Source organism: Klebsiella sp. KP20-425-1, from assembly GCF_025813515.1.
Lineage (GTDB): Bacteria > Pseudomonadota > Gammaproteobacteria > Enterobacterales > Enterobacteriaceae > Klebsiella > Klebsiella pneumoniae.
This window is the reverse complement of sequence record NZ_CP109614.1, coordinates 3184707-3200552: the sequence shown is the minus strand read 5'-3', so window position 1 is coordinate 3200552 and position 15846 is coordinate 3184707. Positions and strand designations below refer to the sequence as shown.

General features: G+C 58.7%; 15 protein-coding genes. 10 read left to right on the top strand and 5 right to left on the bottom strand.

Annotation, left to right across the window (positions count from 1 at the left end; genetic code table 11):
• Nucleotides 1–211: 211 nt before the first annotated feature.
• The gene (locus tag OHJ17_RS15885) at nt 212–1516 is read left to right on the top strand and encodes an NAD(P)/FAD-dependent oxidoreductase (RefSeq protein ID WP_002900778.1); all 1305 of its coding nucleotides are present in this window, start codon (nt 212–214) and stop codon (nt 1514–1516) included.
• Between the two features lie 194 nt (nt 1517–1710).
• Complete coding sequence (locus OHJ17_RS15880; protein ID WP_002900781.1) at nt 1711–2250, top strand: glycine zipper 2TM domain-containing protein; 540 nt, start codon at nt 1711–1713, stop codon at nt 2248–2250.
• Nucleotides 2251–2307: 57 nt separating this feature from the next.
• On the opposite strand, the gene OHJ17_RS15875 is transcribed toward OHJ17_RS15880, so the two are convergent.
• Nucleotides 2308–4497, bottom strand: coding sequence for a TonB-dependent siderophore receptor (locus OHJ17_RS15875; protein WP_016946616.1), 2190 nt, complete (start codon nt 4495–4497; stop codon nt 2308–2310).
• Nucleotides 4498–4565: 68 nt separating this feature from the next.
• On the opposite strand from OHJ17_RS15875, the gene OHJ17_RS15870 reads away from it, so the two are divergent.
• The gene (locus tag OHJ17_RS15870) at nt 4566–4688 is read left to right on the top strand and encodes a hypothetical protein (RefSeq protein ID WP_004140642.1); all 123 of its coding nucleotides are present in this window, start codon (nt 4566–4568) and stop codon (nt 4686–4688) included.
• 52 nt (nt 4689–4740) lie between these two features.
• Here OHJ17_RS15870 and OHJ17_RS15865 read toward each other — a convergent pair whose 3' ends face one another.
• Nucleotides 4741–5376 (bottom strand): TetR/AcrR family transcriptional regulator, encoded by a 636-nt coding sequence (locus OHJ17_RS15865; protein ID WP_004140640.1) that lies wholly within the window; start codon nt 5374–5376, stop codon nt 4741–4743.
• Entirely contained in the window at nt 5373–5528 is a 156-nt protein-coding gene (locus OHJ17_RS15860; RefSeq protein WP_032411984.1) for a hypothetical protein, read from the bottom strand. Before OHJ17_RS15860 ends, OHJ17_RS15865 begins: the two co-directional genes overlap by 4 nt.
• A 97-nt stretch (nt 5529–5625) precedes the next feature.
• Between OHJ17_RS15860 and bhsA the strand changes: the two genes are divergently transcribed.
• Entirely contained in the window at nt 5626–5883 is a 258-nt protein-coding gene (bhsA, locus tag OHJ17_RS15855; protein ID WP_002900788.1) for a multiple stress resistance protein BhsA, read from the top strand.
• A gap of 128 nt (nt 5884–6011) precedes the next feature.
• Here bhsA and ldtC read toward each other — a convergent pair whose 3' ends face one another.
• Nucleotides 6012–6971 carry a L,D-transpeptidase LdtC gene (ldtC, locus tag OHJ17_RS15850; protein ID WP_002900790.1) on the bottom strand — a complete coding sequence of 320 codons (960 nt, stop codon included), beginning with the start codon at nt 6969–6971 and terminating at the stop codon, nt 6012–6014.
• Between the two features lie 163 nt (nt 6972–7134).
• Nucleotides 7135–10581, bottom strand: coding sequence for a transcription-repair coupling factor (gene mfd, locus OHJ17_RS15845; protein ID WP_020802685.1), 3447 nt, complete (start codon nt 10579–10581; stop codon nt 7135–7137).
• Nucleotides 10582–10620: 39 nt separating this feature from the next.
• Between mfd and OHJ17_RS15840 the strand changes: the two genes are divergently transcribed.
• The 6 genes from OHJ17_RS15840 (at nt 10621) to cobB (ending at nt 15828) form a co-directional block, all read left to right on the top strand.
• The gene (locus OHJ17_RS15840; RefSeq protein WP_004140630.1) at nt 10621–10752 is read left to right on the top strand and encodes a hypothetical protein; all 132 of its coding nucleotides are present in this window, start codon (nt 10621–10623) and stop codon (nt 10750–10752) included.
• Between the two features lie 133 nt (nt 10753–10885).
• The gene (gene lolC, locus OHJ17_RS15835) at nt 10886–12085 is read left to right on the top strand and encodes a lipoprotein-releasing ABC transporter permease subunit LolC (protein ID WP_004176566.1); all 1200 of its coding nucleotides are present in this window, start codon (nt 10886–10888) and stop codon (nt 12083–12085) included.
• Nucleotides 12078–12779, top strand: a complete 702-nt coding sequence (lolD, locus tag OHJ17_RS15830; protein ID WP_002900798.1) for a lipoprotein-releasing ABC transporter ATP-binding protein LolD — start codon at nt 12078–12080, stop codon at nt 12777–12779. The genes lolC and lolD overlap by 8 nt, the downstream gene beginning before the upstream one ends.
• A complete protein-coding gene (lolE, locus tag OHJ17_RS15825) occupies nt 12779–14023 on the top strand; it encodes a lipoprotein-releasing ABC transporter permease subunit LolE (protein ID WP_004176565.1) in 1245 nt (414 codons plus the stop codon). The genes lolD and lolE overlap by 1 nt, the downstream gene beginning before the upstream one ends.
• A 48-nt stretch (nt 14024–14071) precedes the next feature.
• On the top strand, nt 14072–14983 hold the full coding sequence (gene nagK / locus OHJ17_RS15820; protein WP_008806006.1) for an N-acetylglucosamine kinase: 912 nt from the start codon (nt 14072–14074) through the stop codon (nt 14981–14983).
• Nucleotides 14984–14997: 14 nt separating this feature from the next.
• The gene (gene cobB, locus OHJ17_RS15815) at nt 14998–15828 is read left to right on the top strand and encodes a Sir2 family NAD+-dependent deacetylase (protein ID WP_008806007.1); all 831 of its coding nucleotides are present in this window, start codon (nt 14998–15000) and stop codon (nt 15826–15828) included.
• Nucleotides 15829–15846: the final 18 nt, after the last annotated feature.

Below are 15846 nucleotides of genomic sequence, written 5' to 3'. Positions count from 1 at the left end.
TCACCACGCGGGTTTTTTCATGTCTACACTTATTGGTTTCGCTGAAAAAATACGCGACAAAACTTGATGCACATCAATTTTGGTATGACCAATGCACCGTTCATGGTATTCTCGACAGTGCTGAATGGTTTCATTAACGTAACTTGTTGTTAAATAAAGGCTATTTCAATAACTTTTATTTAACAATTGGTTAATAATTTTAGGGGTACACATGACTACGCCATTGAAAAAAATCGTAATTGTGGGTGGCGGCGCTGGCGGACTGGAACTGGCAACTCAGCTGGGGAGAAAGTTAGGGCGCCATAAGAAAGCGAAAATCACTCTGGTGGACCGCAACCACAGCCATCTGTGGAAGCCGCTGCTGCACGAAGTGGCCACCGGTTCTCTGGATGAAGGCGTTGATGCGCTGAGCTATCTGGCCCATGCCCGCAACCACGGTTTCCAGTTCCAGCTGGGCTCGGTGGTTGATATCAACCGCGAAGGGAAAACCATCACCCTCGGCGAGCTGCGCAATGAAAAAGGCGAGCTGCTGGTGGCTGAGCGTAAACTGCCGTACGACACGCTGGTCATGGCGTTGGGCAGTACCTCGAATGACTTTAATACCCCTGGCGTAAAAGAGAACTGCATTTTCCTCGACAACCCGCACCAGGCGCGTCGCTTCCATCAGGAAATGCTCAACCTGTTCCTTAAATACTCTGCTAACCTCGGCGCTAACGGTAAAGTAAATATCGCCATCGTCGGCGGCGGCGCCACCGGCGTGGAGCTCTCCGCTGAGTTGCACAATGCGGTGAAACAGCTGCACAGCTACGGCTACAAAGGGCTGACCAACGAAGCGCTGAACGTCACGCTGGTCGAGGCGGGCGAGCGCATTCTGCCTGCGCTGCCGCCGCGCATTTCCGGGGCAGCGCATAATGAGCTGACTAAGCTGGGCGTACGGGTTCTGACGCAGACCATGGTCACCAGCGCGGATGCGGGCGGCCTGCACACTAAAGATGGCGAATATATTGAGGCGGATCTAATGGTCTGGGCGGCGGGGATCAAAGCGCCAGATTTCATGAAAGAGATCGGCGGCCTCGAAACCAACCGTATCAATCAGCTGGTGGTCGAGCCGACGCTGCAGACTACCCGCGATGCGGATATTTTCGCCATCGGCGACTGCGCCTCCTGCGCCCGTCCGGAAGGCGGCTTTGTGCCTCCGCGGGCCCAGGCGGCGCACCAGATGGCTACCTGCGCGCTGAACAACATCCTGGCGCAGATGAAAGGCAAACCGCTGAAGGCATACACCTATAAAGACCACGGCTCGCTGGTGTCGCTGTCAAATTACTCCACCGTCGGCAGCCTGATGGGTAACCTGATGCGCGGTTCGATGATGGTGGAAGGGCGCATTGCGCGCTTCGTGTACATCTCCCTGTACCGTATGCACCAGATTGCTCTGCATGGTTACTTCAAGACCGGCCTGATGATGCTGGTCGGGCGCATCAACCGCATCATTCGCCCGCGCCTGAAGCTGCACTAATCGCTGTCGCGACCCGGAGGCGCGCTCTGAGGGCACCTCCGGGCTCTTCTGCTGGAACCGCAGAGATCCCGCTCGGAATCCTCTGAATCCCTTTGATTTGCAGCGAATTCTCGCACTTTTCATCCGCTATCTGATTTGCGCCCTCCCGGCTCCGGTTGCAAAATTGTATCAACAGCAACAAAGGAGGAACTCCCGTGAATAAATCTATGTTGGCGGGTATAGGGATAGGCGTGGCTGCCGCGCTGGGCGTTGCAGCTGTCGCTGGTCTCAACGTGTTGGATCGCGGCCCGCAGTATGCGCAAGTGGTCTCCAGTACACCGATTAAAGAAACCGTGAAAACGCCGCGTCAGGAATGCCGCAATGTCACGGTGACTCATCGTCGTCCGGTACAGGATGAAAACCGCATCGCCGGTTCGGTGCTGGGCGCGGTGGCGGGCGGGGTGATTGGCCACCAGTTTGGCGGCGGTCACGGACGCAGCGTGGCGACGGTTGTAGGTGCGCTGGGCGGCGGCTATGCAGGCAACCAGATCCAGGGCGCGATGCAGGACAACGATACCTACACCACCACCCAGCAGCGCTGCAAAACGGTGTATGATAAATCCGATAAAATGCTCGGCTACGATGTGACCTATAAGATAGGCGATCAGCAGGGGAAAATCCGCATGGATCACGATCCCGGCAGCCAGATCCCGCTGGACAACAACGGCCAGCTGGTCCTGAACAACAAAATCTAAAAACAGATTTGTGTAGTGATTAGCCCCTCAATCGCTCAGGCTGAGGGGCTTTTTTTATCAGAAGGTTAAGGCGTAGTTCAGACCAAAGGTGCGGCCACGACCTTTGTACTCATACAGCGATGAACTGCCGTAGGTTGGGCTGTAGAGCAGCGGCGCGCGCTGGCCCCATATAGTCACATAGTCTTCGTTAAGCAGGTTTTCGATACTGAAGGTCAGTTTCCCCACCGGCAGCGCGTAACTACCGATAAAATCGACGGTGTTATAGCCTTCCAGCTTGTTGCCGGCGGCATCGCTGAGGTCAAATACCTGCTGACTCTGCACGCGCAGGCTCCACGGATCCGGCGCCCAGCCCACCCAGGCGGTGGCTTTAGACGGCGAGGCGAGGGTGACGTCCCATTTTTGCCAGCGGCCGTCGGTCTGCACCTGGGATTTCAGCACGTTGAAGTTACCGCCGACGCTCCAGTCGCTATCCGGAATAAAGTAGTCGACCGCCCCCTCAACGCCGTAAATACGCCGTTTGTCGGACTGAACGTCGATGGTCATGTCGGTGCGGTTGACGACAATGGTCTTATCTGAGGTCGAGTAGTACGCCGCCAGCTGGGTGCGCAGGTTATCGCCGGTGTAGCGCCAGCCCAGCTCGTACGAGTTAACTTTGATCCCCTGCAGCGGCGAGTCATCGACGTTGACGCTGGAGATCAGCGGCAGATGACCATTCACCGCAGCGCCATATTTACCGATGCCATAGTATTTACCAGGGTCCGGTAGCTCGACGCCCTGCGAGAAGTTAAACCAGGTTTGTTGACGCTCGGTCAGGTGGGCCACGATCCCGGCGTTAAACAGGAAGTTATCGTAATCGGTTTTGCCGCCTTTGATGGCGTCGGCGGAGCGCGCTTTGCCGTTGGCGATATCCTGCTGCTGGGCGTAGCCGACAAAGTCGTCGACCCGGTTTTCGGTCCACTGGTAGCGTACCCCGCCGCTGACGGTAAAGATATCGTTCAGATCGTAGCTGGACTGCAGGAATGGCGCGACATTGGAAATACTGTATCCCGGGTAGCGGCCGGTTGTGTAGATCGATTCGTTGTGCAACCCGCCGGAGGCCATCGATTGTGGCAGATCGAAGAACATTTGGTTGGCATTAAAGGTCTCATGATCGGCGTCGAGACCCCAGGTGAGATCCCACCCCGCCAGCGGTTGGCTGTTGAGGGTCAGCTTGGCCCCATACTGATCGGTATCCTGCTGCGACGAGGAGAAGCTACTGACCTGACCTTTCGTGAGCGTCGGGAACGGATAGAAGGTGAGGGACTCATCGCGATAGTACACCTGGCTCACCAGATTCTGGCCGAAAAAGTCGGCATCAGAGTACTGGAGGCTGATCAGATGGCGTTCGGTGCCGGGGATACGGTCGGAATTGAGCCCGTCGGTGGTATACGCTTTGCCGCCGCTGGTGACCGCGGACATGTTCTTCCCGAGCCACAGACCGTAGTCATCATCGCCCTGGCTTTTATAATACTGGGTGACCAACTGCAGCTGGCGGTTATTATCGATCTCAATCGTCCCCGTCCCCATCACGTCGAGGCGGTCAGAATGCTGGAGCCCCGTTTGGGTATTATCGAGGATCAGCGCATCGGTATTGCCGTCGTACCAGCCGCCGAAACGCTGATAGGCTACCGACAAGCGGCCGGATGCGTGGTCTGTTCCGCCGCTGACGGCCGCCGCGACGCGCTCATCATGATCGTTGCTGTTCGCAAAACCGCTCTTGCTGCCCACCTCAAGATCGACCTGACGATCCTGCTGCCCCTTTTTGGTAACGATGTTGATAAGCCCGCCGGTACTGCCCCCGCCGTACAGCGAGGTCGCTCCGGAGATCACTTCGATATGTTCGATGTTGAATGGATCGATGGCGTCGAGCTGGCGGCTGTCGGTGCGTGAGGAGTTGAGCCGGACGCCGTCAATCAGCACGACGATCGCGCGCCCGCGCATGTTCATCCCATAGTTGGTCCGCCCCTGGCTGCTGACGTCGATGCCGGGGATCAGCTGCGCCAGCACGTCTTTGAACTCTTTCCCGCCCTGGACCTGCTGCTCAATCTCCTGGCCCTCAATGACCCAGGTGGTTTGGGCCATTTCGGCCACGGTGCGATGGGTGCGGTTTGCGCTAACGATGATGCTGTCTTCATCAGACTGAGCCGCCAGCGCAGGCAGCGTGCTGGCCAGCAGCAGAGGGTGGAGCACCCAGAGGCGCTTTTTCATATCCATTCCTTTTATGAGCAAGTTGCTTTGTCGTTGTTATGGGTCGGCGTCGGCCGGTATTCGTTACAATGCGAAACATCTGGAAAAACTCAAAAAAGGATTTTGCACATAATGAATATCGCAATCAATATCATTTGCGTTTATCTTGCGCGAGAAAAGGTAATAAAAATCAATCTATTTTGTGGGGATAAAGCCAACAGGAGAGCGGATCCGGCGGCAGAATACCGCCGGAAGCAGGGCGCATCAGGACTCGAGGACCTGCGGCCAGAGACGGAGAGTGGTGTCGGTGATTTGCATCAGCTTGTCGAAATCCGCACCTTCCCGGGCGCTAATCGACATCCCCTGCAGAACGCAGTTAAGAAATTGCGCCAGCTGCGCGACATCGCGGCCCGCGGGCAGTTCGCCCTGCGCCTGCCGCTGCTGCAGAAACTGGGTTAGCGCCTGCTCCTGCATCGCATGGCGGGATTTGATGGTATTGGCGATATCCGTCGAGGAGGCGGCCAGCGCGGCGGAGGTATTGATGATAAAGCAGCCGGCCGGCGTCTCTTTGCTGGTAAAGCAGGTGGCGACCGCCGTGAAGTAGTCACGCAACGCGCGATCGACGGATTTTCCCTCGGCAAACAGCACGGCTTCGTGCTTCGCGGCAAAGCGCGAAATGTAACGATCCAACACTGCGCGGAATAGGCCTTCTTTATTCACAAATTCCGCATACAGGGTGGGGGCTTTTGCTCCTGTCGCCTCGACCAGATCGGCGAGCGAGGTCGCCTCATAGCCGTGCTGCCAGAAGAGTGTCATGGCTTTGTCCAGCGCCGCATCCCTGTCGAACACCTTCGGTCGGCCACGGCTTTTTTTGGCGCAACTTTGAACGTCAGTTGTCATGGTGCCGTTGTACCTATGTTGGTTTGGTGAAAGGCCATTATAAAAATAAACGATCGCCGGGGCCAGCGCTGTCGGTTTAAAAATAAATAATTCATATATGTATGAAATTTAAGCATTTTATAAATAGTTAAACGATCGTTACAAAAATGCATTGACGTGTGACATAGATCACATTATTATTTACCTATCGATCGTTAAGTTAATGCTTGCGACCCTACTATAAAATTCATCTGCACAGGTATAATAATCATGAAAACCGTTAATACTCTGGCTATTGCCGCCGTTTTAAGTTCCCTTTCTTTCGCCAGCTTTGCCGCTGTAGAGGTGCAGTCCACCCCTGCAGGACAGCATAAAGTAGGCACCATCTCTGCTTCTGCCGGGACTAACCTGGGCTCGCTGGAAGACCAGCTGGCGCAGAAAGCGGATGAGATGGGCGCCACTTCATACCGTATTACTTCGGTAACCGGTCCGAATACCCTTCACGGTACCGCCGTTATCTACAAGTAAGCCCGATGCGTCGCTGCCCGGCCCCCTTCACCGGACGGCGATGAGTAAGACCCTGTTGTACCCCTGTTTGACCCTTGCCAACAAAAAACCCGCCATCAGGCGGGTTTTTTGTTTTGTGCAGCGTAAGACTACAGCGACTGCGGTCCAGGCTCAGCATGACGGGTGACGTCAATCGGCATGCCCGAGCGATAATTCATCGCGCGCTCCATCACCGTCCCGTCGGTCTGCGGCGCCTGTTTGAACGCAGTCATGGCCGCATTAAGCGTAATGGGCAGGGTCTGCGGGTCGTCATCGATATGCTCAGACAGCGGCTGATGGACCTCAACCAGACGGCGGCCATCCGGCTCAACCGACGCCTTGATCGGCGTGTTGATAATGTTCACCTTCGTGCCCGGCGAGATAGTGTTGTACAGCGCCTTGATATCGTTATCGCGCAGACGAATGCAGCCGGAACTGACGCGCATACCGATGCCGAAATCGGCATTGGTGCCGTGCAGGAGATAGACTCCGCCATAGGCGGCGAGGCGGATGGCGTGATGGCCCATCGGATTGTCAGGACCAGCAGGCACTACCGCCGGCAGCTCAATCCCCATAGCCTTGTAGCGCGCGCGAATGTTGGCGGTAGGTGTCCAGGTCGGATTGGCCCGTTTGTCGGACACGGTTGTGACCATCGTCGGTGTGATGGTGGTCCCACCCAGCTGGCCGATGCCGATTGGGTAGACGGTCACTTCATTTTTGCCCGGCGGGTAATAGTAGAGGCGCAGTTCGGCGAGGTTTATCACCAGCCCTTCGCGCGGCGCATCGGGCAGCAGCGTCTGCAGGGGGATGGTCAGCACGCTGCCGGCGCGCGGAACATAGGGGTCAACCCCGGGATTGGCCTGCAGCAGGGCCAGGAAGCCGACATTGTACTTCTTGGCAATCGCTTCCAGCGAACCGCCGTCATCCTGTACCACATGAAACTGATTCTGACCCACCAGCCGGCTGCCCGGCGGGGGAAGGGGCCAGGTGTTAGCGCGCGCGGGGAGGGCCAGCGCGGCGACTAACGCGACTAGCGTCAGCCAAAGCGTCACGGGGAAACGGTTTCTCATTACCATAACTCCAAAATATGTAAGTGGTTATTTTTATACGAAAAGCAGATGAGATTATGGCGTGAGTCTGTGTGGGGAAATCCAGGCGGATTGCAAAATGTTTGTAAAGATTGCGAGGTATGTGGGAAGGGAGATACGGCAGCGGGGCCGTATCTCCTGCCAGTCAGGCGACGGCGTTCTCTTCCAGCTGGCGCATAAACTGGCGAACCCAGTCCATCCGCGTTTTACGCTCCTCCAGGTCCTGCATGAACTTCAGGCGCGTCGGCCCGTCCAGGCGGAAGTGCTGGGGCTGCTTCTGCAGCAGGCCGATCAGCCACACCGGATTGACGTTGTTTTTCTCGTTAAATTCGATCACGCCGCCTTTTTCGTTGCTTTCCAGCTTGCGGATCCCTAACTTTTGCGCCTGCTGACGCAGACGGGCGATATCCAGCAGGTTGCGGGCGGCATCGGGCAGGCGGCCAAAACGATCGATCAGCTCGACTTTGATCTCCTCCAGATCCTGTTCGTTTTTGGCGCTGGCAATGCGCTTATAGAATGACAGGCGCGTATTGACGTCAGGGATGAAATCATCAGGCAGCAGGGAAGGCATGCGCAGTTCAACCTCCGTCTGCTGACTGGTGAGATCTTCCAGCGAGGGTTCACGCCCGGCTTTCAGCGCATCGACTGCGTTCTCCAGCAGCTCCATATACAGGGAGAAACCGATGGTTTCCATCTGACCGCTCTGATCTTCCCCAAGCAGTTCCCCAGCCCCGCGAATCTCCAGATCGTGGGTTGCCAGCGCAAAGCCGGCGCCGAGATCCTCCAGCGACGCAATGGCCTCGAGGCGCTTTTGCGCATCGGTGGTCATCGCTTTCGGATGCGGCGTCAGCAGCCAGGCATAGGCCTGGTGATGCGAACGGCCAACGCGGCCGCGCAGCTGGTGCAGCTGGGCGAGGCCAAAATGGTCGGCGCGTTCGATGATGATGGTGTTGGCGGTGGGAATGTCGATCCCGGTTTCGATGATGGTGGTGCACACCAGCACATTGAAGCGTTGGTGATGGAAGTCATTCATCACCCGCTCCAGTTCGCGCTCCCTCATCTGACCGTGACCGATGGCGATCCGCGCCTCCGGCACCAGCTCCGCCAGCTTGTCGGCGGCTTTCTGGATGTTCTCAACGTCATTAAACAGATAGTAGACCTGGCCGCCGCGCAGCGTTTCGCGCAGGATCGCCTCGCGCACCACCAGGGCGTCATATTCGCGAACGAAGGTCTTCACCGCCAGGCGGCGCGCCGGCGGCGTGGCGATGATCGACAGATCGCGCATCCCGCTCATCGCCATGTTCAGCGTCCGCGGGATCGGCGTGGCGGTGAGGGTCAGAATATCGACATCGGCGCGCATCGCTTTGATGCGCTCTTTATGCCGCACGCCAAACCGGTGCTCTTCGTCGACGATCAGCAGCCCGAGATCGCGCAGCTTCACCTCGCTCTGCAGCAGCTTGTGGGTGCCGATCAAGATATCGATTTTGCCTTCCGCGGCCTGCTCGAGGATCTGCGCCTGCTCTTTAGCGCTGCGGAAGCGGGAGAGCATTTCGATGCGTACCGGCCAGTTGGCGAAACGATCGCGGAAATTGTCATAGTGCTGCTGAGCCAGCAGGGTGGTCGGCACCAGCACCGCCACCTGCTTGTGGTTCTCCACGGCGAGGAAGGCGGCGCGCATGGCCACTTCGGTCTTGCCGAAGCCCACATCGCCGCATACCAGGCGGTCCATGGCCAGCGGCTGGCACATATCGCTGAGGACGGCGTTGATCGCCTGCGCCTGATCCGGCGTGGTTTCAAATGGGAAGCCGTCGCAGAATAGCTGATACTGTTCGCGGTCGTGTTTAAAGGCAAAACCCGCCTTCGCCGCGCGCTGGGCATAGATATCCAGCAGCTCGGCCGCCACGTCGCGTACTTTCTCAGCCGCTTTTTGTCGCGCCCGGGTCCAGGCATCGCCGCCCAGCTTGTGCAGGGGGGCGTTTTCTTCCGCCCCGCCGGCGTAGCGGCTGATAAGATGCAGGGACGATACCGGAACGTATAGCTTGGCATCGTTGGCGTAGGTCAGCATCAGATATTCGCCGGTGATGCCGCCGGCTTCCAGGGTAGTCATGCCCGCGTAGCGGCCCACGCCGTGTTCCAGGTGAACGACCGGCTGGCCGATATGCAGTTCGGCGAGGTTGCGAATCAGAGTGTCAGGGTTAATGGTGCGTCGCGAATCCTGACGACGGCGCGCCACCCGCTCGCCGAGCAGGTCGCTCTCGCAAATCAGCGCCAGGCCGCGCTGGCTGTCGATAAACCCGTGCTCAGCAGCGCCAATCATCAGATAGCGGCCGTTGCCGGTGGCTTCCTCCAGACGCAGCACATGTTTTGGCGCAACTTTAATCCGCGCCAGCATTTCGCTCAGCGCTTCACGGCGGCCTTCGCTTTCCACCGAGAAGATCACCGGACCGGTAAAGGACTCGAGGAAGCGGCGCAGATTATCCAGCGGCGCTTTGTTCTGCGCCTGGACGGCGAGGTCCGGCAGCGTCTGGTAGCCCAGATTAGTATTCGCCGCTTTGTCCGCCAGACGTTCGGTTTTCAGCTGCACGCGCGGCCATTTTTTCAGTTCGCTGAATAGCTCATCGCTGCGCAGCCACAGCAGCTCAGGCGGCAGGAGCGGGCGCATCGGGTCGACGCCGCGGTTTTCAAAGCGGGCGCGGGCTTCATTCTGGAATCGCTCCGCGCTGGCCTCGAGATCGCCGGTGTTGACGATCAGCGTGCTGGCCGGGAAATAGCTGAATAACGGCGGCAGCGGCTCGCTGAAGAACAGCGGCTGCCAGTATTCGATACCGGCAGGTAGCGTCCCTTTACTGACCTGCTGATAGATGTGCTCGGCATCGCGCTTCACCTCAAAGCGGTCGCGCCACTGGCTGCGGAACAGCTCAATAGCGGTCTGGTCGGTGGGGAACTCGTGCGCCGGCAGCAGGTTAATGGCCGCCACTTCCTCCAGCGTGCGCTGGCTGTCAACGTCGAACAGGCGCAGGCTGTCGATTTCATCGTCAAAGAAATCAAGGCGATAGGGCTGATCGCTACCCATCGGGAACAGGTCGAGCAGCGCGCCGCGGGTAGCATATTCGCCGTGCTCCATCACCTGATCGACATGGCGGTAGCCGGCCCCCTCCAGCTGATCGCGCAGCGCATCGCGCGACAGGCGCTGGCCCTTTTTCATCACCAGCGCGTGGCCGTGAAGGAAGCTGTGCGGACAGACGCGCTGCATCAGGGTGCTGACCGGGACGATCAGCACGCCGCGCTGCATGGTGGGTAACTGGTAAAGGGTGGCAAGACGGGAGGAGATGATGTCCTGATGCGGCGAGAAGCTGTCGTAAGGGAGCGTTTCCCAGTCCGCCAGCCCCATCACCATGCTGTCGGTAAACTGCCTGATCTCGTCGTTCAGACGCAGCGCGTTTTGCATGTCAGGCGCCACCAGCACCACCGGGCCGTTGTGGCGTTCGGCCATCTCCGCCACCAGGGTGGCGCAGGCTGCGCCGGTCAACTCGCCAAGCTGGCGCTGATCGCCGGCTTTGACCGGCAATGAGTATCGATATTGTTCAGGCATAGACGGTTTCATGATCTCTTAGGGATTCGCTCTGCCGATATGGAGGGCAACTCGCTGATATTCAATAGTGAGATTATCCGCGATTGGTCTGGATTCGCCAACCCGAATTGCCATCGCGTATTGGGTGAAGAAAGGTCAGCGCTGTCGATAAGCGTAAAGATAAATAAGTAAGTACTTATCTATCCGTTTGTATTTACTTGGTTTTTAGGTTTATTGCTAATAAAGTCGTCATGTATCAGTCGTTTACGCTGCCCCTAATCGCTTATATACTCGGGCATCGGCTATCAGCAACCAGATGGATGACATGTACCAACCTGCCGCACTCTTTATCGGCCTACGCTATATGCGCGGGCGCGCAGCCGACCGCTTCGGTCGTTTCGTCTCCTGGCTCTCAACTATCGGTATTACGCTTGGCGTAATGGCGCTGGTGACGGTCCTGTCGGTGATGAACGGCTTTGAACGCGAGCTGCAAAACAACATCCTGGGGCTGATGCCACAGGCCATTCTTAGCGCCAAACAGGGGTCGGTGAACCCTCAGCAACTGCCGGAGCGCGAAGCGAAACTTAATGGGGTAACCCGCGTAGCGCCGATCACCACCGGCGACGTGGTGCTGCAGAGCGCGCGCAGCGTGGCGGTCGGGGTTATGCTGGGCATTGATCCGGCGCAGAACGATCCCCTGACTCCATACCTGGTGAACGTCAAACAGAGCGATCTGCAGGCGGGCAAATATAACGTTATTCTCGGCGAGCAGCTGGCGGGCCAGCTAGGGGTTAATCGCGGCGATAAAATTCGCGTGATGGTTCCTTCCGCGAGTCAGTTTACGCCGATGGGCCGCGTGCCGAGCCAGCGTCTGTTCACGGTCATCGGCACCTTCGCCGCCAACAGCGAAGTCGATGGCTATCAGATGCTGACCAACATCGACGACGCCTCCCGTCTGATGCGCTATCCGCTGGGGAATATCACCGGCTGGCGCCTGTGGCTGGATAAACCGCTGCAGGTCGACACCCTGAGTCAGCAGACGCTGCCGCCGGGAACTCAGTGGCAGGACTGGCGCGAGCGCAAGGGCGAACTGTTCCAGGCGGTGCGCATGGAGAAAAATATGATGGGCCTGCTGCTGAGCCTGATCGTCGCCGTCGCGGCCTTCAACATTATTACCTCGCTGGGGATGATGGTGATGGAGAAGCAGGGCGAAGTGGCGATCCTCCAGACCCAGGGGCTGACGCCGCGGCAGATTATGGCCGTCTTTATGGTGCAGGGGGCCAGCGCCGGGATCGTCGGCGCGCTGCTGGGAGCGGTGCTTGGCGCCCTGTTGGCCAGCCAGCTGAATAATTTAATGCCGATCATCGGCGCCTTCCTTGACGGCGCGGCGCTGCCGGTGGCGATTGAGCCGCTGCAGGTCATTGTTATCGCCCTGGTGGCGATGGTGCTGGCCCTGTTGTCTACGTTGTACCCTTCCTGGCGCGCTGCCGCCACCCAACCCGCTGAGGCTTTACGTTATGAATAAGATCCTGCTGCAATGCGACAACCTGTGCAAACGCTATCAGGAAGGCAATGTGCAAACCGATGTCCTGCACAATGTCAGCTTCAGCATTGGTGAAGGCGAGATGATGGCTATCGTCGGCACCTCCGGCTCTGGCAAAAGTACGCTGCTGCATCTGCTCGGCGGCCTGGATACGCCCACCTCTGGCGACGTGATTTTCTCCGGTCAGCCGATGAGCAAGCTATCCACCGCCGCGCGCGCCGACCTGCGTAACCGCGAGCTGGGCTTTATCTATCAGTTCCACCATCTGCTGCCGGACTTTAGCGCACTGGAAAACGTGGCGATGCCGCTGCTGATTGGCAAAAAGAAGCCGGCGGATATTGAACGCCAGGCGAAAGCGATGCTGCAGGCGGTCGGGCTTGAACACCGCAGCCATCACCGTCCGTCGGAGCTCTCCGGCGGCGAGCGCCAGCGGGTGGCGATTGCCCGCGCGCTGGTGAATAAACCGCGGCTGGTGCTGGCGGACGAGCCAACCGGTAACCTCGACGCTCGCAACGCCGACAGCATCTTCCAGCTGCTGGGCGAACTGAACGTCGCGCAGCGCACCGCGTTTCTGGTGGTAACCCACGACCTGCAGCTGGCGAAGCGCATGAGCCGCCAGCTGGAGATGCGCGATGGCCGTCTGACCGCCGACCTGACCCTGATGGGGGCCGAGTAATGGCGTCTCCGTTATCGTTACTGATTGCATTGCGTTTCAGCCGCGGCCGGCGGCGCGGCGGCATGGTGTCGCTGATCTCGGTGATCTCCACCATCGGCATTGCGCTGGGGGTGGCGGTGCTGATCGTCGGCCTCAGCGCGATGAACGGCTTTGAGCGCGAGCTGAATAACCGCGTGCTGGCGGTGGTACCGCACGGCGAAATCGAACCCGTGAATCAGCCGTGGAATAACTGGCAGGAAGCGCTGGCGAAGGTGCAGAAGGTGAAGGGGATTGTCGCGGCAGCGCCCTATATTAACTTCACCGGTCTGGTGGAGAGCGGCAGCAATATGCGCGCCATCCAGGTGAAAGGCGTCGACCCGCAGCAGGAGAGCCAGCTCAGCGCGCTGCCTACCTTTGTGCAGAATAACGCGTGGGCCGGATTCAAGGCTGGCGAACAGCAGGTGATTCTGGGTAAAGGAGTCGCCGATGCCCTGCACGTGAAGCAGGGGGACTGGGTGTCGATCATGATCCCTAATGCCGACGCCGACCATCAGCTGCTGCAGCCAAAACGCGTCAGGCTGCATGTGACCGGAATTTTACAGCTGAGCGGCCAGCTCGATCATAGTTTTGCCATGATCCCGATGCAGGATGCGCAGCAGTACCTGGAGATGGGCGGCAGCGTGACCGGCATCGCCATCAAGGTCACCGACGTTTTCCATGCTAACAAGCTGGTACGCGACGCCGGCGAGGTGACCAACAGCTACGTCTACATCAAGAGCTGGATCGGCACCTATGGCTATATGTATCGCGACATCCAGATGATCCGCGCCATTATGTACCTGGCGATGGTGCTGGTGATCGGCGTGGCCTGCTTTAACATCGTCTCGACGCTGGTGATGGCGGTCAAAGACAAAAGCGGCGATATTGCGGTGCTGCGCACGCTTGGCGCAAAAGACGGCTTAATTCGCGCGATTTTCGTGTGGTATGGTTTATTAGCCGGATCGGTAGGCAGCCTGTTTGGGGTGGTGATCGGCGTGATCTGCGCGTTGAACCTGACGTCGATCATCAACGGCATCGAATACCTGATTGGGCATAAATTCCTCTCCGGCGACATCTATTTTATTGACTTCCTGCCGTCAGAATTGCACTGGCTGGATGTCTTTTATGTGCTGGTGACAGCACTGTTGCTGAGTTTGCTGGCCAGCTGGTATCCCGCCCGCCGCGCCAGCCGCATCGACCCGGCGAGGGTGCTGAGTGGCCAGTAATTTATCGTCATCGTCGGCCTGGCTGACGACAAAAGAGGAATTGCTGAAATGTATTATGGATTTGACATTGGCGGCAGCAAGATAGCGCTGGGCGTATTTAATCAGGAGCGGCGACTGCAGTGGGAAAAACGCGTCGCCACGCCGAAAAGCAGTTATGAGGATTTTCTCCAGGCGGTGGAGGCGCTGGTCCGCGAGGCCGATGAGCGCTTCGACCAGCAGGGGTCGGTCGGGATCGGTATTCCGGGGATGCCGGAAACGGCAGACGGCACGCTGTATGCCGCTAACGTGCCAGCCGCCAGCGGCCGGCCGCTGCGCACCGACCTCAGCGCGCGGCTGGGGCGCGATGTGCGCCTCGATAATGACGCCAACTGTTTCGCGCTGTCTGAAGCGTGGGACGATGAGTTTACGCAATACCCGCTGGTGATGGGGCTGATCCTCGGCACCGGCGTGGGCGGCGGCCTGGTGTTGAACGGTAAATCGATTACCGGACATAGCTATATCACCGGCGAGTTCGGCCATATTCGCCTGCCGGTGGATGCCCTGGAGGTGGTCGGGCGCGATTTTCCGCTGCTGCGCTGCGGCTGCGGCCAGCTGGGCTGCATTGAAAATTATCTCTCCGGCCGCGGTTTCGCCTGGCTGTACGAACATTTTTACCAGCAACCGCTCTCCTCGCCGGAGATAGTGGCGCAGTGGCAGCAGCACGATCCGCGCGCCCAGGCGCACGTTGAGCGCTATCTCGATCTGCTGGCGGTGTGTCTGGGGAATATACTGACCATTGTCGACCCGGATTTACTGGTGCTCGGCGGTGGATTATCTAACTTTACGGCCATTAGCGAAGGGCTGGCGCAACGATTGCCGCGCCATCTTCTGCCGGTCGCCAGGGTTCCGCGCATTGAGCGCGCACGCCACGGCGATGCCGGGGGAATGCGCGGTGCGGCCTTCCTTCATCTGACCCATTAATCACAGAGGTAGCTATGCAGTCGCGCCGTTTACATCGATTGAGCCGTTTTCGTCGCAATAAACGTCGGTTGCGTGACCGTCTGCGTCAGCGGATTTTCTTTAGGGAGGACAGGATGAAACCTGAAGCGATGGCAAAACCGAGAGTGGTGGTGTTAACCGGCGCGGGCATCTCGGCAGAGTCGGGGATCAAAACCTTCCGCGCGGCGGATGGCCTGTGGGAAGAGCATCGGGTGGAAGATGTGGCGACGCCGGAAGGCTTCGCCCGCGATCCGGCGCTGGTGCAGGCGTTCTACAACGCCCGTCGTCGTCAGCTGCAGAGTCCGGAAATCGCGCCGAACGCGGCGCATCTGGCGCTGGCGCGTCTGGAAGATCTGCTGGGCGACCATTTCCTGCTGGTCACCCAGAATATCGATAATCTGCACGAGCGCGCCGGCAACCGCCGGGTGATCCATATGCACGGCGAGCTGTTGAAGGTGCGCTGTTCGTGGAGCGGCCAGGTACTGGAGTGGACCGGCGACGTCACCGCTGAGGACAAATGCCACTGCTGTCAGTTCCCGGCGGCGCTGCGTCCGCACGTGGTCTGGTTTGGCGAAATGCCGCTGGGGATGGATGAGATCTACAGCGCGCTGGCCGACGCGGATATTTTTATCGCCATCGGTACCTCCGGCCATGTCTATCCGGCGGCTGGCTTTGTGCACGAGGCGCGGCTGCACGGCGCCCATACCGTTGAACTGAACCTGGAGCCCAGCCAGGTGGGCAGCGAGTTTGCCGAGAAGCACTACGGGCTGGCAAGCGAAGTGGTGCCGGCCTTTATCGATAAGCTGCTGCAGGAAAACCCGCTATAAACTGAAGCCGCCTGCCGG

Coding starts and splice junctions, on each gene's coding strand:
- OHJ17_RS15885 (WP_002900778.1), top strand. CDS start 212: ATGACTACGCCATTGAAAAAAATCGTAATTGTGGGTGGCGGCGCTGGC.
- OHJ17_RS15875 (WP_016946616.1), bottom strand. CDS start 4,497: ATGAAAAAGCGCCTCTGGGTGCTCCACCCTCTGCTGCTGGCCAGCACG.
- OHJ17_RS15870 (WP_004140642.1), top strand. CDS start 4,566: ATGCGAAACATCTGGAAAAACTCAAAAAAGGATTTTGCACATAATGAA.
- OHJ17_RS15865 (WP_004140640.1), bottom strand. CDS start 5,376: ATGACAACTGACGTTCAAAGTTGCGCCAAAAAAAGCCGTGGCCGACCG.
- OHJ17_RS15860 (WP_032411984.1), bottom strand. CDS start 5,528: ATGCATTTTTGTAACGATCGTTTAACTATTTATAAAATGCTTAAATTT.
- bhsA (WP_002900788.1), top strand. CDS start 5,626: ATGAAAACCGTTAATACTCTGGCTATTGCCGCCGTTTTAAGTTCCCTT.
- ldtC (WP_002900790.1), bottom strand. CDS start 6,971: ATGAGAAACCGTTTCCCCGTGACGCTTTGGCTGACGCTAGTCGCGTTA.
- mfd (WP_020802685.1), bottom strand. CDS start 10,581: ATGCCTGAACAATATCGATACTCATTGCCGGTCAAAGCCGGCGATCAG.
- OHJ17_RS15840 (WP_004140630.1), top strand. CDS start 10,621: ATGGAGGGCAACTCGCTGATATTCAATAGTGAGATTATCCGCGATTGG.
- lolC (WP_004176566.1), top strand. CDS start 10,886: ATGTACCAACCTGCCGCACTCTTTATCGGCCTACGCTATATGCGCGGG.
- lolD (WP_002900798.1), top strand. CDS start 12,078: ATGAATAAGATCCTGCTGCAATGCGACAACCTGTGCAAACGCTATCAG.
- lolE (WP_004176565.1), top strand. CDS start 12,779: ATGGCGTCTCCGTTATCGTTACTGATTGCATTGCGTTTCAGCCGCGGC.
- nagK (WP_008806006.1), top strand. CDS start 14,072: ATGTATTATGGATTTGACATTGGCGGCAGCAAGATAGCGCTGGGCGTA.
- cobB (WP_008806007.1), top strand. CDS start 14,998: ATGCAGTCGCGCCGTTTACATCGATTGAGCCGTTTTCGTCGCAATAAA.